Here is an 18815-nt window from a genome sequence, read left to right as displayed (position 1 = left end):
CTAAGCTTTTAGGTCAGCGCCTCCGGCGCCCAGTGTATAGCCCAGCCCACTTCACCCGCCGCCGCGCTAAATCCCTCGCATATAGCGAGATCGGCAACCGCCGCCAATTCGTCGCCGCAATAGATTAGCGGCAGCACCTCGCGTTGCCACGGCGGCAGCCGCCACTCTTGCAGAAGTTTTTTAAGCGGTCGGTGATGGGCGTGACCGGCCAAACGACAGCGCTCACCGCCGCGGCGAAACCTGATCGACACCGACCCCGTCGGTACAAAACTACCACCTTGGATTGCAAACAATCGCCCCACACCAGGAATAAGCAGCTCTTCCGCAAGATCCCACGTTAACTCACTTGGCAACAGGACTGGGGCCTCGGTCACGGCTAACTCGCAAAACAAGCGCTGATCATAAGCCCGCAACAAAACACCTGCAGCAAGCCGAAATTGGGGCTGACGATCGTCACCAGCATGAAGAAATTGCCATGCAATAGTCTCAAGCTGCGCCGACGACAGCGCCAAATTACTGCGGTTTATAATGAATTGGCGCAGTACCGCACGCTGGCGAATTTCCGACAGTAGCGCCAATGCCCGCAAATTGAGCGAACCATCCTCGGCGCACATACTCACTAGATCCTGGCTAATATAGCTGTGTAATAATTGCGCTGCTTCGGTTTGTAAAGCAGCGGCGCGACCAAAGCTCTGGCGGTAATCCGGCCAGTGTTGTGCAAACAGCGGCAGCACTCGCTGGCGCAAAAAATTGCGACGGTAGTGCGTATCGAGGTTACTGGGATCGTCAAGCCACGTTAACTGCTGCGCCGCAGCATAGGCCTCCAGCTCAGTACGCGGTGTCGTTAACAATGGGCGATATAACTCGCCCGCGCCCAACCTGCGACTTACCGGCATTGCCGCCAGCCCCGTTACGCCAGCACCGCGCAGCAAGCGCAGCAACAGCGTCTCGGCCTGATCATCGAGATGATGAGCCAAAAGCAGTAAATCGTCACCGCTTAAAACAGCCTCGAATTCTCGGTAGCGGGCGTCCCGCGCCAAATCTTCCACGCCGCGACGACGGCCTTCAATATTCACAACTTTCAAGGTAAACGGAATATGGTAAACGGCGCACTGCTGCTCACATTGCGCTGCCCACGCCGCCGAAGCCGCCTGCAATTGGTGATTAATGTGAATAGCGCGAATTTCTGGAAAGGGGGTATTGCTGGAGCGCGCACGCTCGCGCAAACGCCAAACTAAATGCAGTAAAACTTGAGAATCTAGGCCACCGCTAAAGGCCAGCCACCAAACCCGCCGACTCAAATACGGCGCCAGTGATTTTGCGATGAGAGGTAGCAGCTCCGCCATTGCCGACTCCGCCCCCCTCACCATAAAAGTACCTTAATCAGCTGGTGCCGTAAGACATCAGGCGATCATAGCGGATTTCTAACAGCTCTTTTTCAGGCAGGGCTTGTAAGCGCTTGATCTGCGCCACGAGATGCTCGCGCACGCGCTCGGCACTGCTGTCGATATCGCGGTGGGCGCCACCTTGGGGCTCGGGGATCGTGGCATCAACAATACCCAGCTCTTCAAGAATGGTTGAGGTTAAACCCATTGCCTCGGCGGCATCGGGCGCAAACTCGGTGCTTTTCCAAATAATATTGGCGCAGCCTTCTGGCGAAATAACGAAGTAGGTTGAGTATTGCAGCATGGCAATGTGATCGCCAACACCAATACCCAAGGCCCCGCCAGAGCTACCTTCGCCAATTACGATACACACAATTGGGGTTTTCAGACGTGACATTACTGCCAAGTTCTGGGCGATAGCCTCACTGATGCCGCGCTCTTCACTGTCTATTCCAGGGTAGGCCCCAGGGGTGTCAATCAAGGTCACAATTGGCAGCTTATAACGCTCGGCCAATTCCATTAGGCGCAGAGCCTTGCGATAGCCCTCTGGCTTGGGCATACCAAAATTACGTTTTACCTTCTCGGTAACGCCGCGGCCTTTTTCTTGGCCAATGACCATTACCGGCATACCGTTGATTTTACCGATACCGCCAACAATCGCTGGATCGTCGCCAAAATGACGGTCGCCGTGCAGCTCGTCAAAATCGGTAAAAATCCGGCGAATATAATCCAGCGCATAGGGGCGCATTGGGTGTCGGGCAATTTTCACGACATTCCACGGCGTCAAATTAGAAAAAATCTTCTCAGTCAGTTTGCTGCTTTTTTCCCGAAGTTTAGTGATTTCTTCACTAATATTCAGGTCATTATCGCTGCCGACCAGCTGTAGCTCTTCAATCTTGGCTTCCAGCTCTGCAATAGGTTGTTCAAAATCAAGGTAGTTGGGATTCATTGTTCTCTTTATTCACTTGTCGTTGTTAGTGAGGCCTACATCACTAGCAGATGAATAGACCTATTCATGGAGCGATTATACGTTAATCATAATTGATGACCACGTTATTTGCGCCACACTCTTCGCTTAATCGCAGTAATAATTCATCATTTGGCAGAATCCGCCAATTGTCACCAAGACGAATCTGACCCCGCCCTTCCGCGCGCTGATAATTAATCACCACCGGACAACGGCCGCCCTTAGCGATAGATATGGCGCCTTTCAAGCGCGCTATCGCCTCATCGTCAACGTGCTCCGCCGACACCGATACCTGCAATTCCCGCGCGTGCTGGTCCCGCGCTTCAGCAATACTGCGCACGGCTTTGACCCGCATTTTTTTGCCGCCGCTATACTCGTCATTGCTGCACACCCCTTCTACCACAATCACGGTGTCTTTTATCAGCTTTTCACGGCATGAATCGTAGGCATCACTAAATAACGCCACTTCAATCCGCGCACTGCGGTCATCAAGCAAAACAAAAGCCATGGTGTCGCCGCGTTTGTTTTTCATAGTGCGCATACTCATCACCAAACCGGCAATGGTCTGGGGATGTTTCTCGGGATTGAGATCGACAATTTTCTTGGGCACAAAGCGACGTAATTCGACTTCGTAATCGTCTATGGGGTGACCGGTAACATAGAGGCCTAGGGTTTCTTTCTCGCCAAGTAAACGCTCTTTGGTGGTCCAGCGCCTTACGTCCTTGAAGTTCGCATAGACATCCTCATCTTCAACGGCGAGGCTGCCGCCAAACAAATCCATCATGCCGCTTTCGGCATTTTTTGCCGACTGCTCCGCAGCCTGCACGGCATCTGGCATGGCCGCCATCAGCACCGCACGGTCTTCGCCAAGATCATCAAAGGCGCCAGAGCGGATAAGCGCCTCAATAGCCCTTTTATTCACTTTACGCGGATCGGTGCGATCGCAAAATTCAAAGAGGTTTTTAAAGGGGCCACCGCTGTTGCGCGCGGCAATAATATTTTCTACGGGGCCTTCACCCAAACCCTTAATGGCGCCCAAGCCATACACAATCTGGCCACGATCATTAACGGTGAACATATACTCGCCTTCGTTTACCGAAGGCAACTTGTAGTCCAGTTTCATTTCCCGACATTCTTCAATGAAGATAACGATCTTGTCGGTATTGTCCAATTCCGAGCTCATTACCGCCGCCATAAACGGCGCGGGGTAATGCATTTTTAGCCAAGCGGTTTGGTAGGAAACCAAGGCGTAAGCGGCGGAGTGGGATTTGTTAAAACCGTAGCCAGCGAATTTTTCCATCAAATCGAAAATATTCGAGGCCAGCTCTTCAGAGAAGCCTTTTTCTACCGCACCGTTCTGAAACAAGCTCCGCTGCTTATCCATTTCTGCGGCGTTTTTCTTACCCATTGCCCGCCGCAATAGATCGGCGCCACCCAAGCTAACACCACCCATCACCTGGGCGATCTGCATTACCTGCTCCTGATACAGAATAATGCCGTAAGTTGGCTCAAGAACCGGTTTTAAACATTCGTGCTGATACTGGGGATGCGGATAAGCCAGCTCAGCGCGGCCGTGCTTTCGGTTGATAAAGTCATCAACCATCCCAGACTGCAGTGGACCAGGCCGGAACAAGGCCACCAGTGCGATAATATCTTCGAAGCAGTCGGGCAACAGGCGTTTGATCAAATCCTTCATACCGCGAGATTCCAACTGGAATACCGCGGTGGTTTCGGCGCGCTTTAGCATCTCAAAGGTTGGCCGATCCTGGAGCGGAATCGACATAATATCGAGGGCTTCTTCACCGAGTTTGGCGCGCTGCGCATTTACAATTTTCAATGCCCAGTGAATGATGGTGAGGGTACGCAGACCCAAGAAGTCAAACTTAACCAAGCCCGCTTCTTCAACATCACTTTTATCAAACTGCGTAACCAGTCCGCCGCCGGCGTCGTCGCAGTACAGCGGCGCAAAATCGGTCAGTTTAGAGGGGGCGATAACCACACCCCCTGCGTGTTTGCCCACGCCGCGCACCACGCCCTCTAACTGGGTGGCCATATCCCAAATTTCTTGGGCTTGCTCATCTGCCGCTAAAAACTCGCGCAGTACTTCTTCCTGCTCATAGGCTTTCGCAAGGGTGATACCCACTTCAAAGGGAATCATTTTCGACAGCTTATCGGCCAGACCATAGGCCTTGCCCTGCACTCGCGCCACGTCGCGCACTACCGCCTTGGCCGCCATGGTGCCAAAAGTAATAATCTGGCTTACCGCGTCGCGACCATAATTGTCGGCCACGTAATTAATAACCCGATCTCGACCTTCCATACAAAAGTCGACGTCAAAGTCGGGCATGGATACCCGCTCGGGATTCAAGAATCGCTCGAACAGCAAATCGTACTGTATGGGATCAAGGTCGGTAATTTTAAGCGCATAGGCAACCAGCGAACCGGCACCTGAGCCTCGACCGGGGCCAACAGGAATATCGTGATCCTTGGCCCACTGAATAAAGTCCATTACGATCAAGAAGTAACCAGGAAAACCCATCTGCAAAATAACATTGAGTTCAAATTCTAGGCGCTCACGATATTCGGTTTGATACGCTTCAAAATCTGGCGAGTTGCGGTCGAATAAAAAGTCTAAGCGCGCATCTAGGCCTTCATGACAGAGCTGACGAAAAAATGTTTCTTGGGTCTGCCCTTCCGGAATCGGATACTCCGGCAAATAATAGGTCCCCAACTTAATAGTGAGGTTGCAGCGTTTGGCAATTTCCACACTGTTTTGCAGCGCCTCGGGAATGTCGGCAAACAGCTCTGCCATTTCCTCGGGGCTGCGCAAGAATTGCTGATCACTGTAATTACGCGGCCGGCGCGGGTCGTCTAGCACCCGACCATCACGGATACAAACCCGCGCATCGTGAGCTTCAAATTCATCGGCATCGAGGAAGCGCACATCATTGGTGGCAACCACTGGGCAGTCATTGCGCTCGGCCAATTCAATGGCGGCATGAAGATAATCGTCTTCGTTTTGACGACCCGTGCGCTGCAATTCCAGATAAAAACGATCTGGAAATACGGTTAACCAACGCGACAAACTACGCTGGGCATTTTCGGCCTTACCACTGAGTAGCGCCTGACCAACATCACCCTCGCGTCCACCCGACAAAGCAATTAAGCCTTCACTGGCCTGTTCGATCCAACTGCGATAGGCGTAAGCTTTACCTAAGTACTGGCCATCTTGGTAGGCACGGGATATCAGTTCGGTAAGATTGCGATAGCCTTTTTCATTTTGCACCAAAAGACAAATGACCGAAGTTTGATCTGGGTCATCGTCGTCACGCATCAGTAAATCACAGCCAAAAATAGGCTTTATTCCCGCGCCCATCGCTGACTTTTGAAATTTAATAAGCGCGTAAAAATTATTTAAATCAGTGAGCGCCACCGCGGGCATGCCCAGCTCAGCCACCCGTTTGGTAAGCCCCTTTACGCGAGTGAGACCATCAACCAGCGAATATTCGGAGTGCACCCGCAGGTGAACAAAACTGTCGTTCATCATTGTTCAGCCTCGAGCGCAGCCCGCACTGGAGCATAGCTGCGGCGGTGAATTGGCGTTACACCCAAGCGCTGCAGGGCTTCCATATGCGCCTTGGTGGGATACCCTTTGTGACCGGCAATACCATAACCTGGGTATTGGCTATCCAGCGCGACCATTTCTCGATCCCGTGTTACTTTAGCGAGGATTGACGCTGCGGCAATAGCTGGCACGCGGCTGTCGCCCTTAACCACTGCCTCGGCGCGATAAGGCCATTTCGGCACTTTATTGCCATCAACCAAAACATATTCTGGCTGAATCGATAAACCCGCTACCGCGCGATGCATAGCCAATAGGCTCGCCTGTAAAATATTGATCTCGTCTATTTCAGCTACCGAAGCTCTAGCAATGCAATAACTCAGCGCTTTTTCCTGAATTTCTACAAACAGCGCCTCGCGGCGCTTCTCGGTGAGTTTTTTGGAATCCTTTAAACCAGCAATGGGCTTAGCAGGATCGAGAATCACAGCGGCCGTTACCACGTCGCCGCACAATGGCCCGCGCCCGACTTCATCCACCCCAGCGGTGAGAACCGGCACATCAAATTCTGCAAATAAATCATCAATTTCAGACATTATTCACTCCCACGCAAGCAAGCACCACATCTGCGGCGCGCTCGCTTGCGCCCTGCGCTAACTGGCGATGAATGTTCTGAAATTCATTAATCAAGGTTTCGCGGTGATTGGCATTGTTAAGCTGTTCTAATAACAGAGGCCCCATCACCTCAGCGCACACTTCGTCCTGCAACACCTCAGGCACTAAGGCGCGCTGGGCCAGCAAATTTGGCAGCGAAAAGAACGGTGTTTTCACTAAGCGCGAAAGTAATTTAAAGGACCATTTACCAAATCGGTAGGCCACCACCATCGGCCGCTGCAGAAGCAGCGCTTCAAGGCTGGTGGTACCCGATGCCATCAACACCACATCAGCCGCCGCCATCACTGTGCGCGACTGACCGCTGACCACACGCACCGGCAGGTCGTTAGAGAACGCCGCAACAGCCTGCAAAATTTGCATTTTGCGCTCGGCATTGGCTGCAGGAATTAAAAATTCTATATTGGGCTGAGCGCGGCGCAGCCACTGGGCGGTATCGAGAAACGGCTTAATTAATTGCGCAACTTCCCCGCCGCGACTTCCCGGTAAGATAGCCAGCACCGGATGACCGTCTTCAACGTCGAGTTCGGCGCGGGCAGTAGCGCGCTGATCATCCATCGGTATTTGGTCGGCCAAAGGATGCCCAACACAGGTTACGGGCACCCCGTGCTCCTGATAAAAGCGTGCTTCAAACGGAAATAAGGTCAGCATATGGTCCACTGCCTTGGCGATGCCCTTCACCCTGCCCTGCCGCCAAGCCCACACCGAGGGACTTACATAATGCACGGTTTTAATGCCGCGCTCGCGCACATAGCGTTCAATGTTTAGGGTGAAATCCGGTGAGTCAACACCAATGACGATCGCGGGCTGCCAGCATAAAAAATGGGATTTAAGTAAGCGACGCAAGCGCAGTAATTCTGGCAGGCGCTTCAGGGGCTCTACAATACCCATAACCGACAGCCGATCCATGTCACAAAGACTGCGACAACCTTGCTCCATCATGAGTGGGCCGCCAACACCTTCGAACTCGGCATGGGGGTAACGCAATTTGATTGCGCGGATTAAATCAGCGCCTAAAATATCGCCGGAGGCTTCTCCGGCGATAATACCGATTCGTAATGCAGTCATAGAATTGCCATTTTACGCGGCCGAAAGGCGCGATTTAACGCACAATGCCGCGCTGAGATTGTGTCAGAGAATCTGCCAATAATTGTACGTCTGGAAACTCCGCTATCAACGGCGCCAGTGCCGTTAACGCTTCTTCCACCGTATTATTTTGACGATAAATAATTTTGTAGGCTCGGCGAATTGCCGCGATACTCTCGGCGCTAAATCCGCGGCGTTTAAGGCCTTCACTGTTAATCGTTTTCGCTTCAGCAGGCGTGCCACTCACGGTGACGTAAGCGGGTACATCTTTACTAATGCCACAGCCAAAACCAGCAAAGCTGTGGGCGCCTATAAAGCAAAATTGATGCACAAGGGTATAGCCGCTCAATATCGCCCAATCACCCACCACCACATGACCAGCCAGTGAGGCATTGTTAACCAGAATACAGTTATCGCCAATCACTGAATCATGACCAACGTGGACATAAGCCATCAGTAAATTTTTATTGCCGATAATCGTTTTGCCACGATCTTGAATAGTGCCGCGATGAATTGTTACACCCTCGCGAATCACATTGTCGTCACCGATAATTAATTCGGTTTTTTCACCTTTGTACTTAAGGTCTGGGGTGTCGTCGCCAACGGTTGAAAACTGGAAAATGCGATTATTTTTACCAATTGTGGTCGGCCCCATGAGCACTACATGGGAGCGAATCTCGCAGCCATCGCCAATTACAACATCGGCACCAACCATGGTCCACGGTCCAATAATCACCCCAGCGCCGATCACCGCACTGGGATCTATAATCGCACGCGGGTCAATAATCGCAGTTGAGTGAATATTTTCAGTCACAATTACTTACTCTTCCGATCGATACACAATATCGTTGCAGAAGCGGCTAATTTATCATCAACAAAGGCTTGGCACTCAAACTTCCACAGACCGCTTTTATCAGACACGTACTGAGCCTTGAGGATCAATTGATCGCCAGGTACCACCTGACGTTTAAAGCGCGCCTTATCTACACCGGCAAACATATAAATTGAACCCTCAGCAGGCTTTTTATTCAGAGTTTTAAAACCCAAAATACCTGCCGCCTGCGCCATCGCCTCGATAATTAATACCCCAGGCATAATAGGCAATTCAGGGAAATGCCCATTGAAGTGATTTTCATTACCTGTAACATTTTTCAAGGCAACAATTGACTCACCCAAATTTAACTCAAGCACCCGATCAACCAATAAAAATGGGTAGCGTTGCGGCAGATACTCTTTGATTTCATTAATGTCCATTACCATGGCTCAGCCTTCGTCCTTCTCTTGAATTTTTAACTGCTTTTCTAGGGAGATAACCCGACGATACAATTCGTCGAGTTTCGCAAAGCGCGCGGCGTTTTTCCGCCACAAGCCAGTTTCCATCATTCCGGTGCCGCTGGAATAAGAGCCTGGTTTTAAAATCGATTTGGTAATCATTGTTCTAGCGGTGATATGTACCCTATTGGCAATCGTAATATGGCCAACAACACCAACATTTCCTGCGAAGGTGCAAGCTTTCCCGATCACGGTACTACCTGCAATCTGGCAGGCCGCCGCCATTGCAGTGCCATCGCCTATCACCACATTATGCGCGATCATAGTGTAGTCATCGCAAATTACATCGTCGCCAATTATCGTGTCATCGAGGGCGCCACGGTCAATACAAGAATTGGCACCGATTTCAACCCGACTGCCAATACGAACCCCGCCAAGTTGGTGAACTTTTTGCCAACCACTTGCGCCAGGTGCAAAGCCAAAACCGTCGCCGCCAATCACTACACCTGAATGTATGATTACATCATCTGCAATGCTCACACCGTGGTATATCGACACATTGGCATGAATAAAACAGTTTTTACCTATTCGCGAGTTAGCACCAACCACAGTACCAGGACCAATCACTGTGCCAGCGCCAATCTGTGCACCCTGTTCAATAACGCAGCTAGCACCAATAGCAACGGAGTCATCGACGTCTTCTGCAACCACTACAGCACTGGGATGCACGCCGGCGCGAGGCTTTTCCATTGGATCAAATAAGGCACTGGCCTGCGCGTAACTGAGGTAGGGATTAACACTTGTTAAACAATTACCAGTATAGCTTGCGGCCAATTCAGGGTGGAGAATAACTGCGCTGGCAGAGCTGGTCTGCAGCGCAGTCTTAAACTTGATATTCGACAAAAAACTAAGATAACCAGCATTTGCGGTGGCGAGTGGCGCAATGCCAATCAATCGCGTCTCCCCATCGCCCTGAAACTCAAGTTCTAGGGCCTTCGCAAGCTCAGCTAAGCTGAATGTTTTTTGCCCAGACATTACTTGGCTTGATTCAACTTATCCGCCACTTTAGCAGTAATATCGTAGCTGCTATCGGCATGAAGTACCGATTTGCGCGGCAACAGCAAACCAATATTTTCGTCTTTTACTAGCTGAGGCAGAATCTGCTGCAATTTTGGCCCTAGTTCCTGAAGAATCGACTGCGCTTCTTGCTGGTTTGCACCTTCGATTTTACGTGCCAAATGCTCGCCATCAGCCCGCGCTGCGTCGATTTTGTTCTTTGTCGTTTGACGTTGTTCAGCACTAAGAATGTCAAAATCTTTTTGGAACTGTTCAACAATCTTATCGTAATTTTTCTTTAAGCTTTCTAGCTCAGCGACATTTTTTTTGTATTCAGCCTGATTGCGCATGGCTGTTAAACGCTTTTTAGCCATATCGGTATTGAGCACCGCAGCTTCAACATCAAATACCGCAATCCGTCCTTCGGCAACAGCACCGCAAGCCCAAAGAGCCATTACAGCAACGGCAACTACCTTATAAAACTTCATGAAAAACTCCTATTCGTTATTTTGCTATTAATTAGAAACTACGACCCAATGAGAACTGAAAGATTTCAGTATCGTCAATTTTTTCTGGATTCAGTGCTCGGCCTAAACTAAAGGTCAGGGGACCAAAACCGGTGATCCATGTTGCGCCAATCCCCGCTGAGTAACGCAAATCAGAAGCCCCAGGCGTAGTACAGTTAAGCTGACTAGAGCTACAGCTGGTACTGAACACATTGCCCGCATCAAAGAAGAAGCCACTGCGCACCGAACGCTGATCCTTCACAAAGGGCAGCGGGAACAACAATTCAATACTACCTTCTACCAATACGTTACCACCAAAGGGATCAGGGTCGCGATTATATGAAGTGGCACTATCAACCACAAGTAGTCCCGTTGCCGGATCTAAAACATAAGCACCCTGCGCCGATAAAGCCCGCGCATTGCCGTCAGCATCAATCGCGGTAGCCGCTTGACTAATGCGGTATACGTCTGCGGTTGAACTGCGCGGTCCCAAGGTGTTGCTCTTATAGCCGCGCACCGACCCAAAACCACCGGCATAGAAGTTCTCGTAGAACGGCAGGCTCTCTATATTGCCGTAGCCATCGCCATAACCCAGTTGGGTACGGAAGCGTAAAGTGAAGCTGCTACTTAATGGTACATAGAGCTGGCCTTCATAACCCAGCTTAAAGTATTCCAAATCTGAGCCCGGCACAGCAACCTCTACCGACAAGGATTGCGACGCGCCACGGGTTGCCAGCAAGCCACGGTTTAGGGTGGACTGCCGCCACGACATACCCGCAGTAAAGTTATCAAACTCATCGCCGTACTTATCCAAAAACCCCTCTTCCTCTACAGGCGTCAAAGCGCTGGGATCAAGCTGGCTGATGTTTTCCAACACTTCTGCAACAGTGTATTTACCGGTAGTGATATCCCTTGTACTAACAAAGTAATTATCAACGGCGTCAAATATGCGTGGACTGGTTTTAATTTCTTTTACCGCGCTCACACCCGCCGTTATCGACGTGCGGTTAACACCTAAATCAAAGCCCAAACGCTCGGTTTCAGAAATGGGGTAGCCAAAATTTACACTGCTGCCATAGGTGTCTGTGGTATAGCTGGCAACGTTTATTTCTTCGTAATCGGTGGTCCGGTAGTACACCGAAAAACCGCGACTCACGCCGTCTTCAGTAAAGTACGGATCCATATAGTTAAAGCTGGCGCTGGTAGCGAAATCACTGCGCGACACGCCAAAGCCAACCTGCTGACCGGTACCAAAAAAGTTATTTTGTTGAATATTGGCACTTAACATTAAGCCACTGTCTTGAGAGAAACCAACGCTGGCGCCAAGGCTACCGGAACTCTGCTCTTCAACTTGATAATGCAAATCGATTAAATCATCGGTACCGGGTACTTCGAGGGTGTCAACCTTCGCTTCTTTAAAATAACCCAAACGCTCCAGTCGCACCCGCGACAATTCTATTTTATCTGCCGATGCAGGTGCACCTTCAAACTGACGCATCTCGCGGCGCAGCACTTCATCAGAAGTCCGCGAATTGCCCTCAAAGCCGATACGGCGCACGTAGGTACGCTTACCTGGGTCAATAAAGAATTTTAGGGCAACGGTCTTCGCATCTTCGTCACGTTCGGGAATGCCTCGAACCTTGGCAAAGTTATAGCCTTCATTGCCTAAACGCTTGGTTAAAAACTCTTCAGTACTTGTTACCAATGCTTGGGAGAAAACCTGTCCTTCTTTAACTAAGACAAAACGCGACAAATCATCTTCTGGCAACACCAGATCACCGGACAATTCTGCGCCACTGACCGTGTATTTCTCGCCTTCTTCCACATTGACCGTAATGTAAACTGACTTGCGGTTGGGGCTAATAGCGACCTGAACCGAATCGGCATTGAATAATAAATAGCCGCGGTCGAGGTAATAAGAATTGAGCTTTTCGAGGTCACCTTTTAATTTTTCGCGGGAGTATTTATTGCTGCTACTAAAGAACGACAACCAACCACCGGTTTTCAATTCGAATAAATCGAGCAAGGTATCGTCGTCGTAAATAGTGTTGCCAACAATATTAATATGTTCGATGGTCGCATTGCTGCCTTCATCGATATTAATACTGATCGAAACTCGGTTGCGGGGTTCGGCCACCACATCGGTTTCGATGCTGGCGTCGTATCGGCCTTGGGATACGTATTGCCGTGTTAACTCCATACCCATGGTTTCAAGGGTAGAGCGTTTAAAGACCTGTCCCTCGGCAAGGCCGGCATTTTTTAAGCCGTCCATCAGCGCTTCAGTCGCAAGAGCCTTATTACCCTCGAGATTGATTGCGCTGATTGCTGGGCGTTCGACCACCCGCACCACCAACACGTCGCCATCAATACCGATTTGAATGTCGTCAAAATTACCGGTATTAAACAATGCTCGTGAGGCATTGGCCAAAGCGCGGGGATCTAGGCGATCGCCAACGCTAATGGGCAGTGCCGAAAACACAGTTTCCGACGATATGCGCTGTAAACCTTCTACGCGAATATCCGACACGGCGAGTGAATCTTGGGCCGAGGCGAAAAAGCTCGCCGACCACAGAAAAAGACTAAGTGCTAAAAAGCGTTTCATCAACAGCTAAAAACCAAGGCTCGGGGCGGCTGCCAAAACAAAACCAACAGCGCCAATATGTAAGACAAAAAGCATCGCGAAGGCAGTAAATTACAGCCGCAACACATCGTTATATAAAGCAAATATCATGACAAAAACTACCAACACCAAGCCCAGCTGGTTCGCCCAGACTTGCACTTGCTCTGCTACTGGCTTACCGGTTAACCACTCCACAATGGCATAAACAATATGCCCACCGTCTAACACAGGAATTGGCAGTAAGTTCAGTACGGCAAGACTAACACTCAATAGCGCCAAAAACGTCAGCCAAGAAAAGAAGCCGTACTGCACTGAGGAGCTCGCCACTTTAGCAATGGTTATCGGTCCACTCAAGTTTTTCGGTGATAACAAGCCGGTCAGCATCTTTTTAATAGATGTCAATGTAAAAACGCTCATCTGCCACGTTTTATCGACAGCAGCTGTTGCAGCGCCAAACACGCCATATTGGACGTTACGCAGCATCTCTTTCGGCCATTCTGGCATGGCCACGCTCACCCCTACGTAACCGTAGGCGTTATTGGCCTCGTCCAGTTTGCGTTCGGGAGTAATCTGTAATTCGCACTGCTGACCAGCGCGGTCCACAACAACGTTAACGGTTTGCTCAGGGATGCCGCGAACAAACTCAACCCATTCATTCCACGTACTGACCTCATTGCCATCAATACGCAACACCACATCACCGGTTTGCATGCCAGCGCGCTCCGCTGGGCTATCAGGGACGATTTGGTCGAGTTTAGCTAGCAGCGTAGGCATATATAAGGTGACACCCAATTCCCGTACGGGATTTGGCTCATCGACATCTTGCATCCAAGCGTTCAATGCTACGGAGCTTTGGTATACCAAATCGGAATCGGGGTATTTGAGAGAAAAATGAATATCGCCGTCTTCACCGATTCGTTCAAGCAGCTGCATCTGCAGCGCTTCCCAAGTTGGTGTGGCCTTGCCATCAACGGCAATAAACTCTTGGCCCGCCACAATCCCCGCGCGAGCAGCCAGCGAGCCGGCTTCAACCTCGGCAACGATCGGCGCAACGCCGCTAACCCCATTTAAAAATATCAGCCAGTATACGAACACAGCCAGAATGAGATTAGCCACCGGACCAGCTGCCGCAATAGCGATTCGTGATTTTGGCGAAGCGCGATTAAACGCTTGGCTTTGTAGTTCTTCTGGCACGGGCGCCTCGCGCTCGTCCAGCATCTTTACATAGCCGCCCAAGGGAATGCCGGCCACCACGTATTCTGTGCCGCTGCGGTCAGTCCATTTTAAGAGAGGTCGACCGAAGCCCACTGAGAAACGCAAAACTTTGACGCCGCAGCGCCGAGCCACCCAAAAGTGGCCAAATTCGTGAACAGCAACCAATATCGCCAAGGTCGCAATGGTCACAACAATAGTTTGCAAAATATCCAGCACGCCTGTCGTTCCTTGTAATTGAGCCCTAAAGCAAACCTAAAACTAGGTCACTTAACATTTTTATTCGAACTTAAACCAATGTTTTACCAGCAATAATCGCTTCGGCCAAGGCCCTCGCAGAAGCATCGGCATGTTGGACATCGGCCAGCGACTGCGGTTCAACAACTACGTGCTCGGCCATCACCTCAGCGATGAGCGTAGCAATACTAGCAAACGCGAGGTCGCCCTCCAAAAAGGCCGCAACTGCGACTTCATTCGCGGCATTTAGCACTGCCGGCGCGGTACCACCTCGAATCGCCGCCTCTCTTGCGAGACGCAAGCAGGGAAAACGCACGTCGTCTGGCGCTTCAAAATCTAAACGCGCCTGGCTAATAATGTCTAAGCTCGACACCCCAGACCGAATTCGCTCTGGCCACGCCAAAGCATGAGCAATTGGTGTGCGCATATCGGGATTACCCAGCTGCGCGAGCACCGAGCCATCAACGTATTCCACCATAGAGTGAATAACACTCTGCGGATGAATAATAATATCAATACTGGCGGGATCGGTATGAAACAACCAACAGGCCTCAATTAACTCAAGCCCCTTGTTCATCATGGTTGCTGAATCAACCGAAATTTTGCGCCCCATCGACCAATTGGGGTGGGCACAAGCCTGATCTGGAGTAACCGTGGCAAGCTCAGCAAGTGGCGTCGAACGGAATGGGCCGCCGGAACCGGTGAGCAAAATGCGCTGCACACCCTGCGCCTTTATACCCGCGTCACACGCAATGGGGAGACACTGAAATATCGCGTTATGCTCGCTGTCGATCGGTAATAAGGTGGCGCCACTCCGTGCCACCGCGTCCATAAATAAGCGCCCAGCCATGACCAGCGATTCTTTGTTGGCCAGCAACACCTTCTTACCGGCCTCTACCGCTGCCAGAGTTGGCAGCAAGCCCGCCGAGCCAACAATGGCCGCCATGGTAATATCCGCGGCGGCGGCAACCTCACACAAGCCCGTTTCGCCGCATTGCACCTCGGTTTTACTGCCCGCTGCACGAAGGCGTTGAGCAAATTCTTGGGCCAAGCTCTCGTCCCGCAAAACTGCATACCGCGGGGCAAACTCAATAACCTGAGCGTAGAGTTCATCCACACTCGTATTCGCGGTTAACGCGTAGACAGAATAAAGATCACGATGGCGGCCGAGCACGTCAAGCGTGCTTAGCCCAATAGACCCTGTAGACCCTAATACGGTGACCGACTGCATTACACCCACCCTATTACGATTAAACCAAGGGCAAATACCGGCGCGGCGGCAGTAATGCTGTCGATACGATCCATAATACCACCGTGACCCGGCAATAAATTACCGCTATCTTTAATGCCGCGATGGCGTTTAACCATGCTTTCCAGCAAATCCCCTAACACGGAAGCCAGCGCGGTGACGACCGCAAGGCACAGCATTGGCACTAATCCGACCGGCATGCCGCCCGGCCAAACCAACCACAGCCCAGCCATTAGCGATACACTGCTAAACAAACCGCCCCAAAATCCCGCCCACGATTTTCCAGGGCTCACTGCAGGCGCTAGCTTAGCCTTACCAAATGCGCGGCCGCTAAAATACGCGCCAACATCTGCGGCCACAACCAAACCAATAACCACCAAAATAAGATAAACACCACCGCTTAAGCTGCGCAAATAGCTCAGCGCCAGCCAAGCGGGCACCAGCACCAGCAAACCCAGCACGCTGCGCATTGCTTGCGAGCCCCACAAACCAGCACTTAGGGGGTAGGCTTTAACCCACAACAGGGCAATTGCCCACCACACACAGGCGGCCACAAGTATTTCGCGCAGCACAACAAAATTCAGCTCGGTAAAAATGGCCGTCTGCTGCCCCGCCAGTGCGATGACTAGTGCGCAGCAAGCAACATACACACTGCGACCGACACGACTGGCAAAACCACTGAGATTGGCCCACTCCCACGCCGCCATTAGCACAACTAGCGCAAATACCGCAGACAAGGCCGGCATCGACAAGTAGGCCAATGCCGTAAATAGCACTAAAACAATCACCACCGCAGTGATGACCCGCTGCTTCAGCATAAATTGACTCTCCTACTCCGTGCCTGCCGCGTCATTCTCGTTATCGCGAGCGCCGAAACGGCGGTCGCGGTGGGCATAGGCATGTAGTGCACGATCCAGCTCGGCAGCGTCGAAGTCCGGCCAGAAACAATCGGTAAAATACAGCTCGCTATAAGCCAGCTGCCACAATAAAAAATTACTGATGCGCTGCTCACCGGCCGTGCGTATACACAAATCCGGTTTGGGAACATCAGCAAGCGACATTTGCTTATCAAACAGCTCAACACTAAAGTCTGCTGGCGTTAATTCTCCTGCCTGCACTTGCTCCGCCAGCGATTTTGCGGCATTCACAATATCCCACTGGCCGCCGTAATCTACCGCAATGACTAACTGGGTATCGCGGTTAAAGCGGGTTAATTGCTCGCTGTAGTCCATCTGCTTGCGCAGAGCAGCCGAGAATTGACTGCGTTCGCCAATAAAGCGCATACGCACTCCGTCGGCGTGAAGTTGCTTAGTTTCGGAGTCCAGATAGCTGGAAAACAAGCGCATCAAGGCCTGAACTTCGAGTGTAGGGCGCCGCCAGTTTTCACTGGAGAAAGCGAACAAGGTCACTATCTCAACGCCCCGCTCGCGAGTCAGTTTGAGCAGTGGCCGAATCACTTCAACACCGGCGCGATGACCCGCCGAAGATTTCAAACCTTGACGCTTGGCCCAGCGATTGTTGCCATCCATAATGATGGCAACATGGCGCGGAACACTTGGGGATGCGGCGGACCGCGTACTTACTACCATGACAAGGAATTTCGCCGCTTAGATAACCATCAAATCAGTTTCTTTGGCCGCAAGTGCCTTATCAACTTCTGCGATAAACTGATCGGTGATTTTCTGCACTTCGTCCTGCGCGCGACGCTCATCGTCTTCGCTAATTTCTTTTTCTTTTAGCAGGTCTTTAATATCAGAAAGCACATCGCGACGGGCGCTGCGAATCGACACCCGCGCGCTCTCGGCTTCAGCACGTGCGGTTTTGATGTAACCTTTACGGGTTTCTTCGGTAAGCATTGCCATTGGAATGCGAATCACGCTGCCAGCGGTACTGGGGTTCAAACCCAGATCTGACTTCATCAAGGCTTTTTCAACATCGGGAACAATGTTCTTTTCCCAAGGTGTAACGGTAAGCGTGCGCGCGTCTTCGATGCCAATATTGGCCACCTGCGACAGCGGCGTATCGGTGCCGTAATACGATACCCGCACACCATCTAATAAGCTCGGGTGCGCGCGGCCGGTACGGATTTTATTAAAATTACTACCTAGGGCTTCAATCGCCTTTGCCATACGTACTTTGGCATCTTCTTTCAGTTCATTTATCACGATTTCTTCTCCTCGCGCTTTGTGGCGGCCACTAGCGTTCCCTCTTCGCCACCCACAACAATATTCAAAAGAGCGCCCTGCTGCTCCATGGCAAATACTCGCAAGGGCATATTGTGATCACGGCACAAGCAGATTGCCGTAAGATCCATCACCTCGAGTTTTTTATCCAGCACCTCATCATAGCTGAGGTAATCGTATTTTACTGCGTCTGGATCACGCATTGGGTCGGCACTATACACCCCATCAACCTTAGTTGCTTTGAGCACTAGGTCGGCGTCAACTTCTATGCCCCGCAGCACTGCAGCAGAATCCGTGGTAAAAAACGGATTGCCAGTGCCAGCGGCAAAAATAACTACCTCGCCACGGGTTAAAGCCCGAATCGCTTTGCGGCGATCATAGTGATCTACCACGCCACTCATGGGAATAGCCGACATAACTGAGGATTTTATATTACTGCGCTCTAATGCATCACGTAGCGCCAGTGCGTTCATGACCGTTGCCAGCATACCCATGTGGTCGCCAGTGACTCGGTCGAGTCCGGCCGTCTGCAATGCTGCGCCACGGAATAAATTACCGCCACCCACCACCAGACCAACCTGCACGCCAATACCAACTAACTGCCCTACTTCCAGCGCCATGCGGTCCAAGACCTTGGGATCAATACCAAACCCCAGACTCCCCATTAGAGCCTCGCCACTTAATTTTAGAAGTATGCGCTTGTATTTCTTATCCCGACTTTGGCTAGACATCGTTTACCTCACCACATTGCACGATATGTTAAAAATTTGTATATCGCCTATAGTAAATCGGGGCCCGCAGGCCCCGATTT

At 51.1% G+C, this 18815-nt stretch carries 16 protein-coding genes; all 16 read right to left on the bottom strand.

Annotation, left to right across the window (positions count from 1 at the left end; genetic code table 11):
* Positions 1-8: 8 nt before the first annotated feature.
* The gene (gene tilS, locus P1U47_RS10775) at positions 9-1346 is read right to left on the bottom strand and encodes a tRNA lysidine(34) synthetase TilS (protein WP_301028880.1); all 1338 of its coding nucleotides are present in this window, start codon (positions 1344-1346) and stop codon (positions 9-11) included.
* 37 nt (positions 1347-1383) lie between these two features.
* On the bottom strand, positions 1384-2334 hold the full coding sequence (locus P1U47_RS10770; RefSeq protein ID WP_301028879.1) for an acetyl-CoA carboxylase carboxyltransferase subunit alpha: 951 nt from the start codon (positions 2332-2334) through the stop codon (positions 1384-1386).
* A gap of 82 nt (positions 2335-2416) precedes the next feature.
* The gene (gene dnaE, locus P1U47_RS10765) at positions 2417-5896 is read right to left on the bottom strand and encodes a DNA polymerase III subunit alpha (protein ID WP_301029026.1); all 3480 of its coding nucleotides are present in this window, start codon (positions 5894-5896) and stop codon (positions 2417-2419) included.
* Positions 5896-6507: a ribonuclease HII gene (gene rnhB, locus P1U47_RS10760; RefSeq protein ID WP_301028878.1), complete on the bottom strand. Its 612-nt coding sequence runs from the start codon at positions 6505-6507 to the stop codon at positions 5896-5898. The genes dnaE and rnhB overlap by 1 nt, the downstream gene beginning before the upstream one ends.
* On the bottom strand, positions 6500-7651 hold the full coding sequence (gene lpxB, locus P1U47_RS10755; protein ID WP_301028876.1) for a lipid-A-disaccharide synthase: 1152 nt from the start codon (positions 7649-7651) through the stop codon (positions 6500-6502). Before lpxB ends, rnhB begins: the two co-directional genes overlap by 8 nt.
* Before the next feature lie 34 nt (positions 7652-7685).
* Positions 7686-8483 (bottom strand): acyl-ACP--UDP-N-acetylglucosamine O-acyltransferase, encoded by a 798-nt coding sequence (lpxA, locus tag P1U47_RS10750; RefSeq protein ID WP_301028875.1) that lies wholly within the window; start codon positions 8481-8483, stop codon positions 7686-7688.
* 2 nt (positions 8484-8485) lie between these two features.
* Positions 8486-8929 carry a 3-hydroxyacyl-ACP dehydratase FabZ gene (gene fabZ / locus P1U47_RS10745; protein WP_301028874.1) on the bottom strand — a complete coding sequence of 148 codons (444 nt, stop codon included), beginning with the start codon at positions 8927-8929 and terminating at the stop codon, positions 8486-8488.
* A gap of 3 nt (positions 8930-8932) precedes the next feature.
* Complete coding sequence (gene lpxD / locus P1U47_RS10740; protein ID WP_301028873.1) at positions 8933-9976, bottom strand: UDP-3-O-(3-hydroxymyristoyl)glucosamine N-acyltransferase; 1044 nt, start codon at positions 9974-9976, stop codon at positions 8933-8935.
* Positions 9976-10485, bottom strand: coding sequence for an OmpH family outer membrane protein (locus tag P1U47_RS10735; RefSeq protein ID WP_301028872.1), 510 nt, complete (start codon positions 10483-10485; stop codon positions 9976-9978). The genes lpxD and P1U47_RS10735 overlap by 1 nt, the downstream gene beginning before the upstream one ends.
* A gap of 31 nt (positions 10486-10516) precedes the next feature.
* Positions 10517-13105, bottom strand: a complete 2589-nt coding sequence (gene bamA / locus P1U47_RS10730; protein WP_301028870.1) for an outer membrane protein assembly factor BamA — start codon at positions 13103-13105, stop codon at positions 10517-10519.
* A 90-nt stretch (positions 13106-13195) separates the two neighbouring features.
* Complete coding sequence (gene rseP / locus P1U47_RS10725) at positions 13196-14554, bottom strand: RIP metalloprotease RseP (RefSeq protein WP_301028869.1); 1359 nt, start codon at positions 14552-14554, stop codon at positions 13196-13198.
* 70 nt (positions 14555-14624) lie between these two features.
* Positions 14625-15803: a 1-deoxy-D-xylulose-5-phosphate reductoisomerase gene (gene ispC / locus P1U47_RS10720; RefSeq protein WP_301028868.1), complete on the bottom strand. Its 1179-nt coding sequence runs from the start codon at positions 15801-15803 to the stop codon at positions 14625-14627.
* Positions 15803-16639 (bottom strand): phosphatidate cytidylyltransferase, encoded by an 837-nt coding sequence (locus P1U47_RS10715; protein WP_301028867.1) that lies wholly within the window; start codon positions 16637-16639, stop codon positions 15803-15805. The genes ispC and P1U47_RS10715 overlap by 1 nt, the downstream gene beginning before the upstream one ends.
* A 12-nt stretch (positions 16640-16651) precedes the next feature.
* Positions 16652-17410 carry a polyprenyl diphosphate synthase gene (gene uppS / locus P1U47_RS10710; protein WP_301028866.1) on the bottom strand — a complete coding sequence of 253 codons (759 nt, stop codon included), beginning with the start codon at positions 17408-17410 and terminating at the stop codon, positions 16652-16654.
* Between the two features lie 18 nt (positions 17411-17428).
* Positions 17429-17986, bottom strand: a complete 558-nt coding sequence (gene frr / locus P1U47_RS10705; protein WP_301028864.1) for a ribosome recycling factor — start codon at positions 17984-17986, stop codon at positions 17429-17431.
* Positions 17983-18735 carry a UMP kinase gene (gene pyrH / locus P1U47_RS10700; RefSeq protein ID WP_301028862.1) on the bottom strand — a complete coding sequence of 251 codons (753 nt, stop codon included), beginning with the start codon at positions 18733-18735 and terminating at the stop codon, positions 17983-17985. Before pyrH ends, frr begins: the two co-directional genes overlap by 4 nt.
* Positions 18736-18815: the final 80 nt, after the last annotated feature.

The organism is Zhongshania sp. (assembly GCF_029212375.1).
Classification (GTDB): domain Bacteria; phylum Pseudomonadota; class Gammaproteobacteria; order Pseudomonadales; family Spongiibacteraceae; genus Spongiibacter.
Note: the sequence above shows the minus strand (reverse complement) of the source record. Positions and strands in the feature narration are given on the sequence as shown.